Annotated in this window: 15 protein-coding genes; 8 read left to right on the top strand and 7 right to left on the bottom strand. The window is 61.4% G+C overall.

Annotated elements, in window-relative coordinates:
* Positions 1-7 precede the first annotated feature (7 nt).
* The 4 genes from BFP99_RS06330 (at position 8) to BFP99_RS06310 (ending at position 2,344) form a co-directional block, all read left to right on the top strand.
* Complete coding sequence (locus BFP99_RS06330) at positions 8-220, top strand: FliM/FliN family flagellar motor switch protein (RefSeq protein ID WP_027603693.1); 213 nt, start codon at positions 8-10, stop codon at positions 218-220.
* 166 nt (positions 221-386) lie between these two features.
* On the top strand, positions 387-782 hold the full coding sequence (locus tag BFP99_RS06320; protein ID WP_065924771.1) for a winged helix-turn-helix domain-containing protein: 396 nt from the start codon (positions 387-389) through the stop codon (positions 780-782).
* Complete coding sequence (locus BFP99_RS06315; protein WP_027603696.1) at positions 775-1,236, top strand: transglycosylase SLT domain-containing protein; 462 nt, start codon at positions 775-777, stop codon at positions 1,234-1,236. The genes BFP99_RS06320 and BFP99_RS06315 overlap by 8 nt, the downstream gene beginning before the upstream one ends.
* An 85-nt stretch (positions 1,237-1,321) precedes the next feature.
* Positions 1,322-2,344 carry a quinone-dependent dihydroorotate dehydrogenase gene (locus tag BFP99_RS06310; RefSeq protein ID WP_065946890.1) on the top strand — a complete coding sequence of 341 codons (1,023 nt, stop codon included), beginning with the start codon at positions 1,322-1,324 and terminating at the stop codon, positions 2,342-2,344.
* Between the two features lie 259 nt (positions 2,345-2,603).
* Here the strand turns inward: BFP99_RS06310 and rmf are convergent, their stop codons facing one another.
* Positions 2,604-2,819, bottom strand: a complete 216-nt coding sequence (rmf, locus tag BFP99_RS31760; RefSeq protein WP_002553055.1) for a ribosome modulation factor — start codon at positions 2,817-2,819, stop codon at positions 2,604-2,606.
* 532 nt (positions 2,820-3,351) lie between these two features.
* Between rmf and rlmKL the strand changes: the two genes are divergently transcribed.
* Positions 3,352-5,616: a bifunctional 23S rRNA (guanine(2069)-N(7))-methyltransferase RlmK/23S rRNA (guanine(2445)-N(2))-methyltransferase RlmL gene (gene rlmKL, locus BFP99_RS06305; protein ID WP_065924769.1), complete on the top strand. Its 2,265-nt coding sequence runs from the start codon at positions 3,352-3,354 to the stop codon at positions 5,614-5,616.
* 141 nt (positions 5,617-5,757) lie between these two features.
* Positions 5,758-8,157, top strand: coding sequence for a sensor domain-containing diguanylate cyclase (locus BFP99_RS06300; RefSeq protein ID WP_065946889.1), 2,400 nt, complete (start codon positions 5,758-5,760; stop codon positions 8,155-8,157).
* A gap of 9 nt (positions 8,158-8,166) precedes the next feature.
* Here BFP99_RS06300 and dacB read toward each other — a convergent pair whose 3' ends face one another.
* Entirely contained in the window at positions 8,167-9,627 is a 1,461-nt protein-coding gene (gene dacB, locus BFP99_RS06295) for a D-alanyl-D-alanine carboxypeptidase/D-alanyl-D-alanine endopeptidase (RefSeq protein ID WP_065924767.1), read from the bottom strand.
* A 237-nt stretch (positions 9,628-9,864) separates the two neighbouring features.
* Here dacB and BFP99_RS06290 point away from each other — a divergent pair, with 237 nt between their 5' ends.
* On the top strand, positions 9,865-10,209 hold the full coding sequence (locus BFP99_RS06290) for a YggL family protein (protein WP_010208515.1): 345 nt from the start codon (positions 9,865-9,867) through the stop codon (positions 10,207-10,209).
* 37 nt (positions 10,210-10,246) lie between these two features.
* Here BFP99_RS06290 and BFP99_RS06285 read toward each other — a convergent pair whose 3' ends face one another.
* Positions 10,247-11,437, bottom strand: coding sequence for a benzoate/H(+) symporter BenE family transporter (locus BFP99_RS06285; RefSeq protein ID WP_065946888.1), 1,191 nt, complete (start codon positions 11,435-11,437; stop codon positions 10,247-10,249).
* A gap of 245 nt (positions 11,438-11,682) precedes the next feature.
* Between BFP99_RS06285 and BFP99_RS06280 the strand changes: the two genes are divergently transcribed.
* Complete coding sequence (locus tag BFP99_RS06280; RefSeq protein WP_065924765.1) at positions 11,683-12,447, top strand: GntR family transcriptional regulator; 765 nt, start codon at positions 11,683-11,685, stop codon at positions 12,445-12,447.
* Between the two features lie 127 nt (positions 12,448-12,574).
* Here the strand turns inward: BFP99_RS06280 and guaD are convergent, their stop codons facing one another.
* Genes guaD through xdhA form a run of 4 tightly spaced genes read right to left on the bottom strand, consistent with a single transcriptional unit; the run spans position 12,575 to position 18,614 of the window.
* Positions 12,575-13,879: a guanine deaminase gene (guaD, locus tag BFP99_RS06275; RefSeq protein WP_065946887.1), complete on the bottom strand. Its 1,305-nt coding sequence runs from the start codon at positions 13,877-13,879 to the stop codon at positions 12,575-12,577.
* A gap of 7 nt (positions 13,880-13,886) precedes the next feature.
* A complete protein-coding gene (gene xdhC / locus BFP99_RS06270) occupies positions 13,887-14,729 on the bottom strand; it encodes a xanthine dehydrogenase accessory protein XdhC (protein WP_065946886.1) in 843 nt (280 codons plus the stop codon).
* A gap of 44 nt (positions 14,730-14,773) precedes the next feature.
* Positions 14,774-17,173 (bottom strand): xanthine dehydrogenase molybdopterin binding subunit, encoded by a 2,400-nt coding sequence (gene xdhB, locus BFP99_RS06265; protein ID WP_065946885.1) that lies wholly within the window; start codon positions 17,171-17,173, stop codon positions 14,774-14,776.
* Positions 17,166-18,614, bottom strand: a complete 1,449-nt coding sequence (gene xdhA, locus BFP99_RS06260; protein ID WP_065946884.1) for a xanthine dehydrogenase small subunit — start codon at positions 18,612-18,614, stop codon at positions 17,166-17,168. Before xdhA ends, xdhB begins: the two co-directional genes overlap by 8 nt.
* Positions 18,615-18,637: the final 23 nt, after the last annotated feature.

Below are 18,637 nucleotides of genomic sequence, written 5' to 3'. Positions count from 1 at the left end.
TTGACCCATGCATTTGGAAATTCTTCTACAGGAACAACTGATCAGCCGCAGGCGCCTGGCAGCCTTTGCTGCTGGAAAGGTGCTGCCATTGTCGCCGGGCATCATCCACTGCGTGGAAGTTCGGGTTAATGGCCGGTTGCTCGCATTGGGCGAGTTGGTGCAACTGGAGGATCGGTTGGGTGTTGAGTTGCACGAGGTCTATAAATGGGGGAGCGCCTGACGTATGTGGGTGAAGTGTCTTACAGGGTGTTGCTAAAAAGCGTCGGCTGTATGGGGTTTTTCCTAGCGTGGGCTGCAAGGTGGTTTTTTATAGTCGTGATGTGGGCACAAGAGCCAGTACTGGAAAATAAGGACTTCAATGTCAGTAGTCGGATGTCGAGGTAGATATGGCCGTCGTGAATGATGAGTTGACGACGTCCCTGCTCTTTTCCCAGTGGACGCTGCATGGCGATGGTCGCCTGACCGGCGACGGCAGCGACGTCCAGTTGCCACCCAAGGAGCTGCATGTTTTGCGGCTGCTGTTGGTCTCTGGCGGTGTACTGATGACCAAGGATCGTTTGCTCGAGTTGGCCTGGCCCCAGGGGGAGGTCGCCGAGGAGTCGCTGACCCGTTGCATTTATTCGCTGCGCAAGCATCTTGGCGCTGACAAAGGCTTTATCAAGACCATTTATGGTCGCGGGTATCGCTTTACATGCCCGGTGAAGGCTGAGCGAGCAGGGCCCGGGCCTATGGATACCCTGCCGCATGTGTGTTCGGCCTGTGGACAAGTCAGTCATGGCTGAGTTCTGGCGCCGGCTGCTGTGGCTTGGCCTGGTGACGAGCGGCAATCAGGCACTGGCCTATTGCTGGGAGGAAACCGCCCATCGCTACGATATCGAGCCGGAGTTGCTACAGGCTATCGCCGCCGTGGAGTCGGATTTTCGCCCGGATGCGATGAACTACGCCAACGGTAACGGCACACGGGATATCGGCCTGATGCAGATCAACAGTATCCATTTGCCTCGCCTGCTCAAGCTGGGTATCACCGAGGAAAGGTTGTTGAGTGAGCCTTGCCTGTCGGTGGAAGTCGGGGCGTCCATACTGGCCGAGTTTATCCAGCGCTTTGGCTACAACTGGACGGCGGTGGGGTCCTACAATGTCGGGCCCGGCTCCGGCCCTGAGCGCGACGCGTTGCGCATGCGCTATGCGGAAAAAATCTGGGCACGTTATGAGGCCCTGGTACAGCAACGCTACTGACGTTTGGGCGGCGCGCCTCGCGTGCACCCCGCCACCCCGCTATAATCGCCGCCACCTTTCGCCGCCATCCGAGTCTAGCCCGCCCATGTATACCCTGGCCCGCCAGCTGTTGTTCAAACTCTCCCCGGAAACCTCCCACGATCTGTCCCTGGACCTGATCGGTGCCGGTGGCCGCCTGGGGCTCAATGGCCTGGTATGCAAGGCGCCGGCGAAAACGCCGGTGTCGGTGATGGGGCTCGACTTCCCCAACCCGGTCGGACTGGCTGCCGGCCTGGACAAGAACGGTGCGGCCATCGATGGCTTCGCGCAGTTGGGTTTCGGTTTTGTGGAGATCGGCACCGTGACGCCGAGACCGCAACCGGGCAACCCCAAGCCGCGTATCTTCCGCCTGCCGGAAGCCGAGGCGATCATCAATCGCATGGGGTTCAACAACCTGGGCGTCGATCATCTGCTGTCGCGCGTCGAGGCCGCAAAGTACAAGGGCATCCTCGGCATCAATATCGGCAAGAACTTCGACACGCCGGTCGAGCGCGCAGTGGATGACTACCTGATCTGCCTGGACAAGGTCTACGCCCACGCCAGCTATGTCACCGTCAACGTCAGCTCGCCCAACACCCCGGGCCTGCGCAGCCTGCAGTTCGGCGATTCGCTCAAGCAACTGCTCGAAGCCCTGCGCCAACGCCAGGAAGACCTGGCCGTGCGCCATGGCAAGCGTGTGCCGCTGGCAATCAAGATCGCCCCGGACATGAGTGACGAAGAAACCGTGCTGGTGGCCCAGGCCCTGGTGGATGCGGGCATGGATTCGGTCATCGCGACCAACACCACCCTCAGCCGTGTCGGCGTCGAAGGGTTGGCCCATGGCGATGAAGCGGGCGGCCTGTCGGGGGCGCCAGTGCGTGACAAGAGCACTCATATCGTCAAGGTGCTGGCCGCTGAGCTGGCCGGGCGTTTGCCGATCATCGCGGTGGGCGGCATCACCGAAGGCAAGCATGCAGCCGAGAAGATCGCTGCGGGTGCCAGCCTGGTGCAGTTGTACTCGGGTTTTATTTACAAAGGCCCGGCGCTGATCCGCCAGTCAGTGGATGCAATTGCGGCATTGCGCGTGTAGGAGCGAGGGGGACGCCTAGTTCTTGCTCGCGAAGAGCGTCAACGATAGCGCTGCGCATCTGGCTTAACGCGGCGCCCTCAGGTTCTTCGCGAGCAAGAACTAGGCGTCCCCCTCGCTCCTACGGTAGTCCTCATTATTCTCAGGCCAATAAAAAGGGCTCCTTAAGAGGAGCCCCTGGGCCGAAGCCCGCCGCCTGGATAGGGCGTGCGTGGTTAAGTCGCTACATATTCGAGGTGGTGTCGGAATTAAATGCCCTTGATTAGCCGACGGCGTGAAGTTCGTTGAGTCTGTGGATTCCCGCAGTGCCAGTCATACCGTCCCAGTTGTCGCCGCGTCCTTCTCGCCAGCCGTTGATCCAGGCTTGGCGTACCGACGGTAGAGTAAATGGGCAAAGCTCACGGGATTTGCCATGAACGCCATATTGATATCCGCGTAAAAATGCTCTTTCCAACGGATCACGCTTAAGTCTTCTCATAGGGTGTTTCCCTCACTTGTTGACTGTCTTGATATCCTTCGGCCTCGTCTGAGGCCGGGCAGAGTTTTTCTGCCGTTGGTGGGCTCGCTGCCGGCGTGGCGAGCCTAGGTGTCGGCGTCGTTACGGCGCCAACCTGTGTTGAGTTCTAACCAATAGGTCACATGGATTCAATGATCGTTTTGTCATAAGCACGTAACGATAACGATGCTATAGCCATAAGCTGGGATGGCTTTTCGCCCCATTTGTTGGGCAAAGCCAGCTATGATGCACCCTGCAAAGAGGATGGGTTTAATCCTTTAGTGAGAATGTCCTTCTGTTGCTGTCGGTTATTATTCGACGAAGGGTCGGAATATTTCTTTTTGTTGCGTCAAATTCTCTCTCTGCCCCGTCAATAAAGGCTCCAAGGCCCGTCAGACGGGGTGGAACGGCACATTCGTGCCACGCGAGCACTCTTCAAGAAAAGTGCTTGATTGAAAACCGAGCCGGCGATGCGTCGCCCGTTCACTTATTGCTGAAAAGCCTGGAATGCCCCATGTCGGACCGTTTTGAACTCTTCCTCACCTGCCCCAAGGGCCTCGAAGGCCTGCTGATCGAGGAAGCCGTCGGGCTTGGCCTTGAGGACGCCCGCGAGCACACCTCGGCCGTGCGCGGCATGGCCGACATGGAAACCGCTTATCGCCTGTGCCTCTGGTCGCGCCTGGCCAACCGTGTGTTGCTGGTGCTCAAGCGCTTCCCGATGAAGGACGCCGAAGACCTCTACCACGGTGTGCTGGATATTGAATGGGCCGATCACATGGTTTCTGACGGTACCCTGGCGGTGGAATTCAGCGGTCACGGCTCAGGCATCGACAACACCCACTTCGGCGCGCTGAAGGTCAAGGATGCGATCGTCGACAAGCTGCGCACCCCGACCGGCGAACGCCCGTCCATCGACAAGATCAACCCGGACCTGCGCATCCACCTGCGCCTGGACCGTGGCGAAGCGATCCTGTCCCTTGACCTGTCCGGCCACAGCCTGCACCAGCGCGGCTACCGCCTGCAGCAGGGCGCCGCGCCGTTGAAGGAAAACCTCGCGGCGGCGATCCTGATTCGTGCCGGCTGGCCGCGCATTGCTGCCGAAGGCGGCGCGCTGACTGACCCGATGTGCGGCGTGGGCACCTTCCTGGTGGAAGGCGCGATGATCGCCGCCGACATGGCACCTAACCTGAATCGCGAATTGTGGGGCTTCACCACCTGGCTCGGCCACGTCCCGGCGCTGTGGAAAAAACTCCACGCCGAGGCCACTGAACGCGCGGCCATCGGCATGAACAAGCCGCCGTTGTGGGTGCGGGGCTACGAAGCCGACCCGCGCCTGATCCAGCCCGCCCGCAACAACATCGAGCGCGCCGGCCTGAGCCACTGGATCAAGGTGTACCAGGGCGAAGTCGGCACCTTCGAGCCGCGCCCGGACCAGAACCAGAAAGGCCTGGTGATCTGCAACCCGCCCTACGGCGAGCGCCTGGGTGATGAAGCCAGCCTGTTGTACCTCTACCAGAACCTCGGCGAGCGCCTGCGCCAGGCTTGCATGGGCTGGGAAGCGGCGGTGTTCACCGGCGCGCCGGACCTGGGCAAGCGCATGGGGATCCGCAGCCACAAGCAGTATTCGTTCTGGAACGGCGCATTGCCGTGCAAGTTGCTGCTGATCAAGGTCAACCCGGATCAGTTCGTCACCGGCGAGCGCCGTACCCCGGAACAGCGCCAGGCCGAACGTGAGCAGGCGGTTTACGACCAGGCCCCGGCCGAGCCGCAGGAGCGCCAGTACAACAAGAACGGCAACCCGATCAAGCCCGCCCCGGCCCCCGTGGTCGAGCAGGCGCGCCTGAGCGAAGGTGGGCAGATGTTTGCCAACCGCCTGCAAAAGAACCTCAAGCTGCTGGGCAAGTGGGCCAAGCGTGAAGGGGTGGATTGCTACCGCGTATACGACGCCGATATGCCTGAATACTCCATGGCCATCGACCTGTACCACGATTGGGTCCACGTGCAGGAATACGCCGCCCCCAAATCCATTGATCCGGAAAAAGCCTCGGCCCGCATGTTCGATGCCCTGGCGGCCATTCCCCAGGCACTGAACATCGACAAGAGCCGCGTGGTGGTCAAGCGTCGCGAGCGCCAGAGCGGTACCAAGCAGTACGAGCGCCAGAGCGCCCAGGGCAAGTTCACCGAGGTCAGCGAAGGCGGCGTGAAGCTGCTGGTCAACCTCACCGACTATCTGGACACCGGTCTGTTCCTCGACCACCGTCCGATGCGCATGCGTATCCAGAAGGAAGCGGCCGGCAAGCGTTTCCTCAACCTGTATTGCTACACCGCCACCGCCAGTGTGCACGCAGCCAAGGGCGGCGCGCGCAGCACCACCAGTGTCGACCTGTCCAAGACCTACCTGGACTGGGCACGTCGCAACTTCTCGCTCAACGGTTTTTCCGACAAGAACCGCCTGGAGCAGGGCGATGTGATGGCCTGGCTGGAGGCCAGCCGCGATGAGTTCGACATGATCTTCATCGACCCGCCGACCTTCTCCAACTCCAAGCGCATGGAAGGCATCTTCGACGTGCAGCGCGACCACGTGCAGTTGCTTGACCTGGCCATGGCGCGCCTGGCACCGGGTGGCGTGCTGTACTTCTCGAACAACTTCCGCAAGTTCCAGTTGGAGGACAATCTCAGCGAACGCTATGCGGTCGAGGAAATCAGCGACAAGACCATCGATCCGGATTTTGCGCGTAATGCGAAGATCCACCGGGCGTGGAAAATCACTGCTCGCTGATCGCCGCCACGAAAAAGCCGCAAGCCTGGACTATTCCGGGCTTGCGGCTTTTTTACGCTGGTCAAACCCTGGGCCGATGGCTATAACTTAAGGCCTAGCCAAAGTGACACCCCCCGCACGCTGGCGTTGTGAGTGTTGCCTATGCCGTTGCAAGCCGTTCGCCCGAAAATCCTAGGCTTTATCAGTGAACAGGCGTCGGCTTGGCTGGTGGCGTTGGTGGTGTTATTGGCAGGTTTTGCGCTGACGGCCATCGTCGCCTGGGCGGCCTCCGACCTCTATCAGCAACAGGTTCGCCAGCGCTTTCAGTTGCTGGTCAACGAGCGTTACAGCCGCTTGCAGGAACGTTTCGAGGATCAGGAACAACGCCTGAACAGCCTGCGGCGGTTCTTCGTCAACTCCGATGTTGTGTCCCGCGAGGAGTTCGACGGGTTTGCCCAGCCGTTACTGTTGCGCGCCCGGGCCTACGCCTGGGCACCCCGTGTGTTTCGCGGACAGCGCAGCCAATTTGAACAAGAGGTGTCCCGCCTGCGTGGGGTACCCTTTGTTATCCGTGAACTTAATAGCGTCGGCGAACTGGCCCCGGCGCCCGAGCGTGATGAATACGTTCCGGTGCTCTACAGCCAGACTCAAAGCTTGCTGGGGTCGCCCCTGGGTTTTGATCTGTTGGCCCAGCCCCTGCGGCGCTCGACCCTTGAGCGGGCGCAAAAGAGCGGCAAGCTGGCGGTGTCCCAACCGATGCAGTTGGTGGGGGTCGAGCCGGCTTATGCCACGGGTGTATTACTGGTCGCGCCGGTGAGTCACCTGCCCACGTCCGAGCCGTCCCCAAATGAGCCATACGGTTACGTAATGGCGGTGATCAGCATGCGCCAGTTGGTCGCCGAGGGCTTGCCAAAAGCGGAGCGGGACAACCTGGTGATGCAGATCGTCGACACCTCCGACCTGCAAAAGCGCGTGCTCTTCGAGTCCGGCAATGCCGTGGCCAACAGTGACCTTGCTGGCGCGCGTCGCCTGACCCTGGGCGATCATGTGTACGCCCTGAGCCTGCGCCCGAGCAAGGTGTTCGAGCAGGCCAACTATTCCTCGCTGTCCACGATCCTGACCATGGGTAGCCTACTCAGCCTGCTGCTCAGCGCCTTGCTCTATGTGCTGGTGAGCCAGCGCCAGCGTGCGTTGAAACTGGTGGAGCAGCGCACTGTGCAGTTGCGCTTGCGTGAGCAGGAACTACGTGGTGCCCATGGCCAGTTGCGCAGCGTACTCAACGCCGCTACCCAAGTGGCGATCATTGCCACTGACCTGCGCGGTGTGATCAACACCTTCAACGCCGGTGCCGAGCAGATGCTGGGGTACGAGGCCGACCAGGTGGTGGGCAAGCTGACCCTGGAAAGCCTGCACTTGGCGTTGGAGTTGGAGGCACGTTCCGCGAGCCTGAGCGTGACCTTGGGCAAGCGTATCCCGGCGAGCCAGGCGATGCTGGTGGAAAGCCCCGACAACCTGCACGAAGCCCGGGAGTGGACCTTGGTCCGCCAGGATGGCAGTCAGTTGATTGTGAACATGTTGGCCACCGTATTGCTGGATGACCATGGTCTGTGGATCGGTCACCTCGCGATTTACCTGGACGTCACCGAGCAGAAACGCGCTTACGAGGCCCTGGCGGCGCGGGACCGCCTGCTCAAGAAACTCAGTGCCCACGTACCCGGGGGGATCTTCCAATTCACCCTGGAACCCCAGGATAACTGGCGCTTTATCTACGCCAGCGACGGCATGCGCGATATCTATGAAATCGAGGTCAGCGCGTTGCAGCGGGATGCGACGAAGGTCTTCGAGCGAATCCACCCGCTGGACGCGGAACGGGTGCGGGCCTCGATTCGCCTGTCGGCATTGCAGTTGAGCCACTGGCGCGAAGAGTACCGGGTGCAGTTGCCGCAACGGGGGTTGCGCTGGATTCGCGGCGAGGCCACCCCGGAAGAGTTACCGGGGGGCGGTACGCTGTGGCATGGCTATGTGTCGGACATTTCGGACTTGAAGCGGGTTGAAGAGGAGCTGCGCGCGCTGTCTATCACAGATTCCCTGACCGGGATTCACAACCGTCGCTATTTCCAGGACCGCCTCAGGACCGAGATGGCGAGACTCAACCGGACCAGTGGGGCGCTGTCGGTGATCATGCTCGATATCGATCATTTCAAGCGTATCAACGACCAGCACGGGCATGCGGTTGGCGACGGGGTGTTGCAGGAGTTATGCAGGCGCATCAGTCAGCGTCTGCGCCGCACCGACGTGTTCTGCCGCCTGGGGGGCGAGGAATTCATGGTGCTGTGCCCCAATACCGATGGCGAGCAGGCTTATGGCCTGGCCATGGAGTTGTGGCAATCCCTGCGTAACCTGCCGATGGAGCCTGTGGGCATCGTCACCGCCAGCTTTGGTGTGGCCAGCTGGCGGGTGGATGAAGGCATTGATGGCCTGTTGTTGCGTGCCGACTCGGCGGTGTACGTGGCCAAGCAGGCGGGCAGGGACCGGGTAGAGGCCGAGAGGGCGCGGGCCTGATGCTCGCTCCTATAGGACGGGAGCCGCCGCCGCCAGTTTTGGCTGGCGGTACAGATCCAGCAGCACCTGGTCCAGCACCGACGACGCGCCCCACGGCTTCGGATCGTTGAGGATCGCCACCACCGCCCAGGTGTTGCCGTTGTTGTCGCGGCTGAACCCGGCAATGGCGCGCACGGTATTCAAGGTACCGGTCTTGACGTGGGCTTCGCCGCGCATGGCGGTGGTCTTCAGGCGTTTGCGCATGGTGCCGTCGGTGCCGGCGATCGGCATCGAGCTGATGTATTCCGCAGCGTAGGGGCTTTTCCAGGCGGCTTGCAGCATGGCGGCCATTTCGCGGGCGCTGACCCGTTCGGCACGGGACAGGCCCGAACCGTTCTCCATCACCAGGTGTGGCGCGGTGATGCCTTTCTTCGCCAGCCACTGGCGCACCACACGTTGCGCGGCCTTGGCATCGTCGCCGTCGGCATCGTTGCGGAACTGCGCGCCCAGGCTCAGGAACAATTGCTGGGCCATGGTGTTGTTACTGTATTTATTGATGTCGCGGATGATTTCCGCCAGGTCCGGCGAAAAGGCGCGGGCCAGTACCTTGGCATCCTTGGGCACCGGTGCCTGGATATCGCGGCCCTGGATGCTGCCGCCCAGTTCCTGCCAGATCGCCCGTACCGCGCCAGCGGTGTAGGTGGCGTGGTCCAGCAACGACAGATAAGTCTGCGAGCTGCAGCCATCGGCCAATTGGCCGCTGACGGTGACCGTCATACTGCCATCGGCGCCTGTGACCGGGTTGTAGCGTACGTCGCCGGTGCACTGCTTGGCGTTGGAGGCCTTGACCTGGTTGTCGATGCGGATGCTGGCAATCGGCGGCTCGACCGAGACGAGCACGCGCCCCGAATCGTTACGGGTCACAAAGCGCAGGGCCTTGAGGTTGACCAGCAGGGCGTCGGGCTTGACCAGGAACGGTTTGTTCTCGTCGTTGCCGTCATCATTGAATTCCGGCAACTGCGGTTGGTTGAAGAAACTGCGGTCCAGCACCAGGTCACCGGTGACTTGCTGCACGCCATTGGCCCGCAGGTCGCGCATCAGCAGCCAGAGTTTTTCCATGTTCAGCTTGGGGTCGCCGCCGCCCTTGAGGTACAGGTTGCCGTGCAACACGCCACCGCTGAGGGTGCCGTCGGTGTAGAACTCGGTTTTCCACTGGTGGTTGGGGCCGAGCATTTCCAGGGCCGCATAGGTGGTGACCAGTTTCATGGTGGAAGCCGGGTTTACCGAGACGTCGGCGTTGAATACCGTGGGGGTGCCGGGGCCGTTCAGCGGGATCATCACCAGGGACAGCGCAGTGTTTTGCAGCTTGGCTTTGGCGAGTGCCTGCTGGACGTTCGGGGGCAGGGTGTTATTGATCGGGGCTGCGGAGGTGGAAAAGGCCAGTGGCAGGAGAAAACTGGCGAGTAGCAATGGACGCAAAGATTTGATCATAAGAAGTAAAACCCTACTGCTGAGGAGGGTGAAAAAGGCGAGGGGTAGATAGGAAAATTCCCTCAATGGTCATGAAAGTGTCGGCATTATGCCCCAAGGTGAAGGCACTTGTAGCTGAACGATAGCTGGTAATTGGCGTTTTTTTAACAGCAAACGGCCGCCTGTCCCAGAGAGTCGGGCAATCGTCGTCTTAAACTGCTAAAGTGCCGCCCGTTATTACTTATGAGGATTGTTCCAATGGCGACTAACCGTTCCCAGCGTCTGCGCAAAAAACTGTGCGTTGATGAATTTCAAGAGCTGGGTTTCGAACTGAACCTGGACTTCAAAGAAGGCCTGAGTGAAGAAGCTATCGACGCTTTCCTCGAAGCATTCATCAAAGAAGCCATGGAAGCCAACGGCCTGGGCTATGTCGGCGGCGATGACTACGGTCTGGTTTGCCTGCAGAAGCGTGGCTCGGTCTCCGAAGAGCAGCGCGCTGCCGTCGAAGCCTGGCTGAAAACCCGTTCCGAGCTGACCAAGGCTGAAGTCAGCCCGCTGCTGGACGTGTGGTATCCGGAAAAGCCGATCAACGCGGCTAAGTGATACTGAAAAAAACGGCGACCTGAGGGTCGCCGTTTTTTTATGCCTTGCGCCAGTTCAGAATCAGCAGCGTCAACACCCCCGCCACAATCCCCCAGAACGCCGAGCCGATGGAAAACAACGTCAAGCCTGACGCGGTGACCATAAAGGTGATCAGCGCCGCTTCCCGTTCCTTCGGCTCATTCATGGCGATACTCAAGCCATTGATGATCGAGCCAAACAAGGCCAAGGCCGCAATCGACAGCACCAGTTCCTTGGGCAAGGCTGCGAACAGTGCCGCCAGTGTTGCGCCGAACACCCCGGCTATCCCGTAGAACACCCCGCACCATACGGCGGCGGTGTAGCGTTTATTACGGTCTTCATGGGCATGGGGGCCGGTGCAGATCGCTGCGCTGATCGCCGCCAGGTTGATGCCGTGGGAGCCAAAGGGCGCCAGCACCAGCGAGGCCAGGCCGGTGGCGGTGATCAGCGGCGAGGCCGGCACGTTATAGCCATCGGCCCGCAGTACGGCGACGCCGGGCATGTTCTGCGAGGTCATCGCCACCACGAACAACGGAATCCCGATGCTGATGGTTGCCGCCAACGAGAAGTGCGGTGTCGTCCACACCGGCGTCGCCACTTCCAGGTGGAAACCGCTGAAGTCCAGCAAGCCCATCAGCCCCGACAGCAGGGTACCGATCATCAGGGCGGCCAGTACCGCGTAGCGTGGCGACAGACGCTTGATGATCAGGTAGGTGAAAAACATCCCCAGTACCAGGCCGGTGCGATGCTGCGCGGCGACGAAAATTTCGCTGCCGATCTTGAACAGGATCCCCGCCAGCAACGCGGCCGCCAACGATGCCGGGATGCGCTTGACCAGTTTTTCAAAGCTGCCGGTGAGCCCGCAGAGCGTCACCAGCACCGCGCAGGTGATGTAGGCGCCGATGGCCTCGCCGTAAGTCACACCGCCCAGGCTGGTGATCAACAGCGCCGCGCCGGGGGTGGACCAGGCAATGGTGATCGGCGTGCGATAGCGCAGGGACAGGCCGATGCTGCAGACCGCCATGCCGATGGAAATCGCCCAGATCCACGAAGAAATCTGCGCCGTGGTCAAGCCGGCCGCCTGGCCGGCCTGGAACATCAGCACCAGGGAGCTGGTATAGCCGGTCATCATGGCGATAAAGCCGGCGACGACGGCGGAGGCAGAAGTGTCGGCCAGCGGGCGCAAGGGCGCTTGGGTGGCGTCGGTCATGGAGAGGTGTTCCTTTTACCTGGGTGTTTGCCGGTGACGGCGCAGATTCAAGCCTAAACTCAAACGTAACGACTCATTGCAATACAGACGGCACCGCAAACAGCCGTACAGTGTGTTGGCGCAGTGGGTTGTGTACAATGTGCGCTGTTTTTAGGTGATACTTGCCAGCGACCCCGTGTTGCCGTATTACCTTAAAGTTGCCGTATTACCGTTAATTCGCCGCCGTTCTCCCTACCCGAGTGCCCATGAACGAACAGTTGCAACCTCTCAAGAAACAACCGCGAGCCGGCAAGGTCGGTCGCAGCGGAACCCAGGACGATATCGTCTACGCGCATATCTTCGAGGCGATCCTCGAGCAGCGCCTGGCACCCGGTACCAAATTGAGCGAAGAGGCACTGGGCGAAATCTTCGGCGTCAGCCGCACCATTATTCGCCGCGCGCTGTCGCGCCTGGCCCATGAAGGCGTGGTGTTGCTGCGGCCCAATCGTGGCGCGGTGGTGGCGAGCCCAAGCGTGGAAGAAGCACGCCAGGTGTTCCTGGCCCGGCGCCTGGTAGAGCGAGCGATCACCGAGCTGGCGGTGCAGCACGCCACCGCCGAGCAACTGGCCGAACTGCGCCAGATGGTCAACGACGAGCGCGACAGCTTCTCCCGCGGCGATCGCGGGGCGGGCATCCGCCTCTCCGGCGAGTTCCACCTCAAGCTGGCCGAGGCCGCGAAAAACGCGCCGCTGATCAGCTTCCAGCGCAGCCTGGTGTCCCAGACCTCGTTGATCATCGCCCAGTACGAAAGCGGCAACCGCTCGCACTGCTCCTACGATGAGCACACGCAACTGATCGACGCTATCGAAGCGAGGGACGCGGCGCTGGCGGTGAATTTGATGATGCATCACATGGATCACATCGACAGCAAGCTCAACCTCGACGAGGAAAGTGCGTCGGATGATTTGCATGCGGTGTTCTCGCATCTGTTGCAGACCAAGAAGCCGGGGCGTTCTTCGGTCAAGCTGTAAACCCGATTAAAAAATGTGGGAGGGGGCTTGCTCCCGATGGCAGAGTGTCAGTCACTGAATTAAGTGCCTGATCCACCGCTATCGGGAGCAAGCCCCCTCCCACATTTGTTTTGTGTCGTGGCGCAGATCAGCGTTGGTGCACGAGTTGGCCGGCCGCATACGTCTGCAACACCGTCCGATCATCCCCCAGGGTCATCAACACGAACAACGTCTCGGCAATGTTATTGGCTTGCTTCAAGCGATAGCTCAGCAGCGGCGTGGCGTTGTAGTCCAGCACCAGGAAGTCGGCATCGGTGCCCGGCTGCAGCGTGCCGATCTTGTCTTCCAGGCGCAGTGCCCGCGCACCACCCAGGGTAGCCAGGTACAGTGACTTGAAGGGGCTCAACCGCGCGCCCTGCAGTTGCATGACCTTGTAGGCTTCGTTCAAGGTTTGCAGCAGCGAGAAACTGGTGCCGCCACCCACATCGGTGCCCAGGCCGACATTCAGCTTGTGTTTCTCGGCCATCGGCAGGTTGAACAGGCCGCTGCCGAGGAAGAGGTTCGAGGTCGGACAGAACGCCACCGCCGACCCCGTCTCCGCCAACCGTGCGCACTCGTCATCACACAGGTGCACGCCGTGGGCAAACACCGAGCGCTCGCCCAGCAGCTGGTAGTGGTCGTACACATCCAGATAGCCGCTGCGCTCCGGAAACAGCGCCTTCACCCACTCGACTTCCTGCTTGTTCTCACTGATGTGCGTCTGCATGTACAGGTCCGGGTACTCGCCCAGCAGTTGCCCGGCGAGCGCCAATTGTTCCGGCGTGCTGGTCGGCGCAAAACGCGGGGTGACCGCGTAGTGCAGGCGGCCCTTGCCGTGCCAGCGTTCGATCAGCGCCTTGCTTTGCTGGTAGCCGGATTCGGCGGTGTCGGTAAGGTAGTCCGGAGCGTTGCGGTCCATCATCACCTTGCCGGCGATCATGCGCAGGTCGAGTTTTTCCGCCGCCTCAAAGAATGCGTTCACCGACTGCGGATGCACACTGCCGAACACCAGTGCGGTGGTGGTGCCGTTGCGCAGCAGTTCCTTGATAAAAATGCCTGCGACTTCTTCGGCGTGGGCCTTGTCGGCGAACTGGCCTTCGCACGGGAAGGTGTAGGTGTTGAGCCAGTCCAGCAACTGCTCGCCATACGCGCCGACCATGCCGGTTTGCGGCAGGTGGATATGGGTGTCGATCAGGCCGGGGATGATCAGCGCATCCTGGTAATGGGTGATGTCGATGTCGGCAGGCAAGCTCGGCAGCAGGTCGGCGGCATGGCCCACGGCGCTGATCCGGCCGTTTTCGATCACCAGCAGGCCGTCTTCGAAATACTCGTAGGAGGCTTCGATCCCAACTTCAGCGGGGTCGGCGATGCTGTGCAGGAGGGCGGCACGGTAGGCTTTGCGAGTCAAAGGCATGGTCGTCTCAATTGATAGCTTGGCTTCGGCGCGAGGCCGGCAGCAATTTGGCAATGGGTTCGGCGCTCGCGGTGTGCTGGCCGAAACTGGCGTTATAGGTGGCGATGATTTCGCCGGCGATGGAGATGGCGATCTCCACCGGCAACTTGCCCTTCACCTCGCTGAGGCCCATGGGGCAACGCATGCGTTGCATCTGCGCGGCGTCGAAGCCGCGATCGCGCAGGCGGTGTTCGAACTTGACGCGTTTGGTCTTCGAGCCGATCAGGCCGAAGTAGGCAAAGTCATTGCGTTTGAGCAGGGCGGCGGTGAGTTCCAGGTCCAGCGCGTGATTGTGGGTCATGACGATGCAGTAACTGCCCACCGGCAGGTCGGCAATTTCGTCCACCGGCTCTTCGCTGACGATTTTACGCACGCCCTGGGGGATATGTTCCGGAAACTCCTGCTCGCGGGAATCGATCCATCGTACCCGGCACGGCAGGCTCGCCAGCAACGGCACCAGCGCGCGGCCGACATGGCCGGCGCCGAACACCGCGATCTGCGCCTGTACCTGGCCCATGGGTTCGAACAGCAGCACGGTGATGCCACCGCAGCACTGGCCCAGGCTGGCGCCGAGGCTGAAGCGCTCCAGATGGGTGTTCTGCTGGCCACGCACAAGCATGTCGCGGGCGATCTGCATGGCCTTGTATTCCAGGTGCCCGCCGCCGATGGTGTCGAAGGTTTGCGCGGCACTGATCACCATCTTCGAACCGGCATTGCGCGGCGTGGAGCCGAGCTCTTCGATGATGGTCACCAGTACGCAGGGTTCACTCTGGTTTTGCAGGTCGGCGAGGGCGCTGATCCAGTTGTTCATGTTTACCTCAACATTACTGTTGTCAGTTCGGGCAGCGCCTCGGTCTAGAGCGAAGCCATTTCAGTTTCAGTCTCGACAGCTGTCGCCGTCTGCAACTTGCGCATCTGCTCACACCCCCACAACACCCGCTCCGGTGTCGCCGGCGCATCGATCTTCGGCTGATGGCGATAATCAGCCAGGCTCGCCACCGCATCCTTGATCGCGCACCACGAGGCAATTCCGAGCATGAACGGTGGCTCGCCCACGGCCTTGGAATGGAACACCGTGTCTTCCGGGTTCTTGCGGTTTTCCACCAGCTTCACACGCAAATCCAAAGGCATGTCGGCCACCGCCGGGATCTTGTAGCTGGCCGGGCCGCAGGTCTCTAGCTTGCCCTTGTTGTTCCACACCAGCTCTTCCATGGTCAGCCAGCCCATGCCCTGGATAAAGCCTCCTTCTACCTGGCCGATGTCGATGGCCGGGTTCAGTGAGGCGCCCACATCGTGGAGGATGTCGGTGCGCAGCATCTTGTATTCGCCGGTCAGGGTGTCGACGATCACTTCGCAGCACGCCGCGCCGAAGGCGAAGTAGTAGAACGGCCGACCGCGGGCCTGGCTGCGGTCGTAGAAGATTTTCGGAGTCTTGTAGAAGCCGGTGCTCGACAGCGACACCTGGGCGAAATACGCCTGCTGGATCAACGCTTCAAAGCTCAGGATTTGCTCGCGCACGCGCACATGGCCGTTATGGAACTCCACATCCGCTTCGCTCACGTCGTACTTGCGCGCGGCGAATTCCACCAGGCGTTGCTTGATGGTTTCGGCGGCGTTCTGGGCGGCCTTGCCGTTCAGGTCCGCACCGCTGGAGGCAGCAGTCGGCGAGGTGTTGGGCACTTTGTCGGTGTTGGTGGCGGTGATCTGCACGCGGTCGATGTCCACCTGGAACACTTCGGCCACCACTTGCGCGACTTTGGTGTTCAAGCCCTGGCCCATCTCGGTGCCGCCGTGGTTCAGGTGGATGCTGCCGTCGGTGTAGATATGGATCAGCGCGCCCGCCTGGTTCAGGAAGCTCGCCGTGAACGAGATCCCGAATTTCACCGGCGTCAGCGCCAGGCCTTTTTTCAGGATCGGGCTGTGGGCGTTGTACAGGCGGACCGCTTCGCGGCGCTCGGCGTATTGGCTGCTGGCTTCAAGTTCGGCGGTCATCTCTTCGAGCATGTTGTGCTCGACGGTCTGGTAGTAGTGGGTGACGTTGCGCTCGGTCTTGCCGTAGTAATTGGCCTTGCGCACCGCCAACGGGTCCAGCCCCAGATGGCGCGCGATGGCGTCCATCACTTCCTCGATGGCGACCATGCCTTGCGGGCCACCGAAGCCGCGATAGGCGGTGTTGGACGCGGTGTTGGTCTTGCAGCGATGGCCGTTCACCGTGGCATCGCCCAGGTAATACGCGTTGTCGGCGTGGAACATGGCGCGGTCGACGATCGAGTTGGACAGGTCCGGCGAGCAGCCGCAGTTACCGGCCAGCTCTAGGTTGATCCCGTGCAGGCGACCGCTGTCGTCGAAGCCCACGTCGTATTCGATATAGAAGGGGTGGCGCTTGCCGGTCATCAGCATGTCTTCGACGCGCGGCAGGCGCATCTTGGTCGGCTGGCCGGTGAGGCGCGCCACCACCGCGCACAGGCACGCCGGGCTGGCGGCCTGGGTTTCCTTGCCGCCGAAACCGCCGCCCATGCGGCGCATATCGACGACGATCTTGTTCATCGACACATCCAGCACTTCGGCCACCAGCTTCTGCACTTCGGTGGGGTTCTGCGTGGAGCAATAGACGATCATGCCGCCGTCTTCGGTGGGCATTACCGAGGAAATCTGGGTTTCCAGGTAGAAGTGTTCCTGGCCGCCGATATGCAGGGTGCCCTGGAGGCGGTGCTTGGCGGTCGCCAGCGCGCCGGTCGAATCACCCCGTTGGTGGGTGTGGCTGTCGAGCACGAAGTGCTTGTTGCGAAAGGCCTCGACCACATCCAGTACGGGCTCCAGGTCTTCATATTCGATCACGGCCGCCATCGCGGCCTTGCGTGCGGTGTCCAGGTCGCGGGCGGCCACGGCCAAAACCACCTGGCCGACGAACTGCACCGTGTCTATGGCCAGCAAGGGGTCGCCGGGCAGCAGCGGGCCGATGTCTTTCAGGCCCGGCACGTCTTCGTGGGTGATGACGATACGCACACCGTCGAAGGCGTAGCAGGGCGTGGTGTCGATGCGGATGATCCGGGCGTGGGCGCGGTCGGACATGCGTGCATACAGGTGCAGTTGGTTGGGGAATTCCAGGCGGTCATCGATGTACTGCGCTTCACCGGACACGTGCTTGGCGGCGCTGTCATGCTTGACGCTGCGGCCGACCCCGGAGGTCAGGTCCTGGGCAAACAGCGCGGCCAGTTCGGCCTGGGTTTTTTCCACGGCGTGATGGTTAGACATAAGCGGTCACCCGAGTCTCGATGTGCGGCGTTTGCAGTTCGATGAAGTATTTGCGCAGCAGGTTCCGGGCGCTGAGCAGGCGGTATTCCTTGCTGGCGCGGAAGTCCGACAGCGGGGTGAAATCCTCGGCCAGGGCAGCGCAGGCTTTCTCGACGGTGGCGGCGTTCCAGGTGGCACCGACTAACACGGCTTCGCAGTTTTTCGCGCGTTTTGGCGTGGCGGCCATGCCGCCGAACGCGACGCGGGCATCACTGATCACACCGTTGTCGATCTTCAGGTTGAATGCAGCGCAGACGGCGGAAATATCATCGTCCAGGCGCTTGGAAACCTTGTAGGCACGGAACAGCGCGTGGCCCTTGGGTACGATGATTTTCTCGATGAACTCGCTGTCCTGGCGCGCCGTCACACGGTAGTCGATGAAGTAGTCTTCCAGGGCCAACGTACGGCGCGTGTTGCCTTTGCACAGCACGATCTGCGCGCCGAGAGCGATCAACAGCGGCGGCGAATCGCCAATGGGCGAAGCGTTGCCGATATTGCCGCCCAGGGTGCCCTGGTTACGAATTTGCAGGGAAGCGAAGCGGTGCAGCAGGTCGCCGAAATCCGGGTATTCGTGGTGCAGCACGGTGTAGCAGTCGGAGAGGGCAGTGGCGGCGCCGATTTCCAGGCGGTCGTCGAAGTCCTCGATGCGCTTCATCTCTTCAATATTGCCGACATAGATCATCACCGGCAGGGTGCGGTGGAACTGGGTGACTTCCAGCGCCAGGTCGGTACCGCCGGCCAGCAGGCGGGCTTGCGGGTAGGCGTCGTAGAGGTCGGCCAGGTCGGCAACGGTGAGGGGCACCAGGCAGCGTTTGTCGCCGCTGTTGAGTTCACCGGTTTGGGTCGGCGCGATGGCTTTGAGGCGGGCGATGGTCTCGGCCTGGCGGCTGTCGAACTGGTCCGCCGGTTTGTTGCAGCAGGCCTGTTCGGCGGCGGCCAGGATCGGCCGATAGCCGGTGCAGCGGCACAGGTTGCCGGCCAGGGCTTCGTGGGCCTTCTGGCTGTCGGGGGCGTCGCTGTTCTTTTGCAGGGCGAACAACGACATCACAAACCCGGGGGTGCAAAAGCCGCATTGCGAACCGTGGCACTCCACCATGGCCCGTTGCACGCTGTGCAGTTGGCCCTGGTGCTTGAGGTCTTCGACGCTGATCAATTGCTTGCCGTGCAGCGACGATACAAATGTCAGGCAGGAATTGAGGCTGCGATAACGGATCTGCTCAACGCCCTGAGGGTCGGTGTGCAACTCGCCGACCACCACCGTGCACGCACCGCAGTCGCCGCTGGCGCAGCCTTCCTTGGTACCGGGTTTGCCCACATGCTCGCGCAGATAGTTGAGCACGGTCAGGTTGGGGTCCAGGGCGTGCTCGCTACGGAGTTCCTGGTTAAGTAAAAACTGGATCACGGAAGGCCTCGCAGACTCATTAT

This window comes from Pseudomonas sp. 1 R 17 (genome assembly GCF_900067035.1).
Taxonomy (GTDB): domain Bacteria; phylum Pseudomonadota; class Gammaproteobacteria; order Pseudomonadales; family Pseudomonadaceae; genus Aquipseudomonas; species Aquipseudomonas marginalis.
This window is presented reverse-complemented; position numbering and strand designations above follow the sequence as displayed.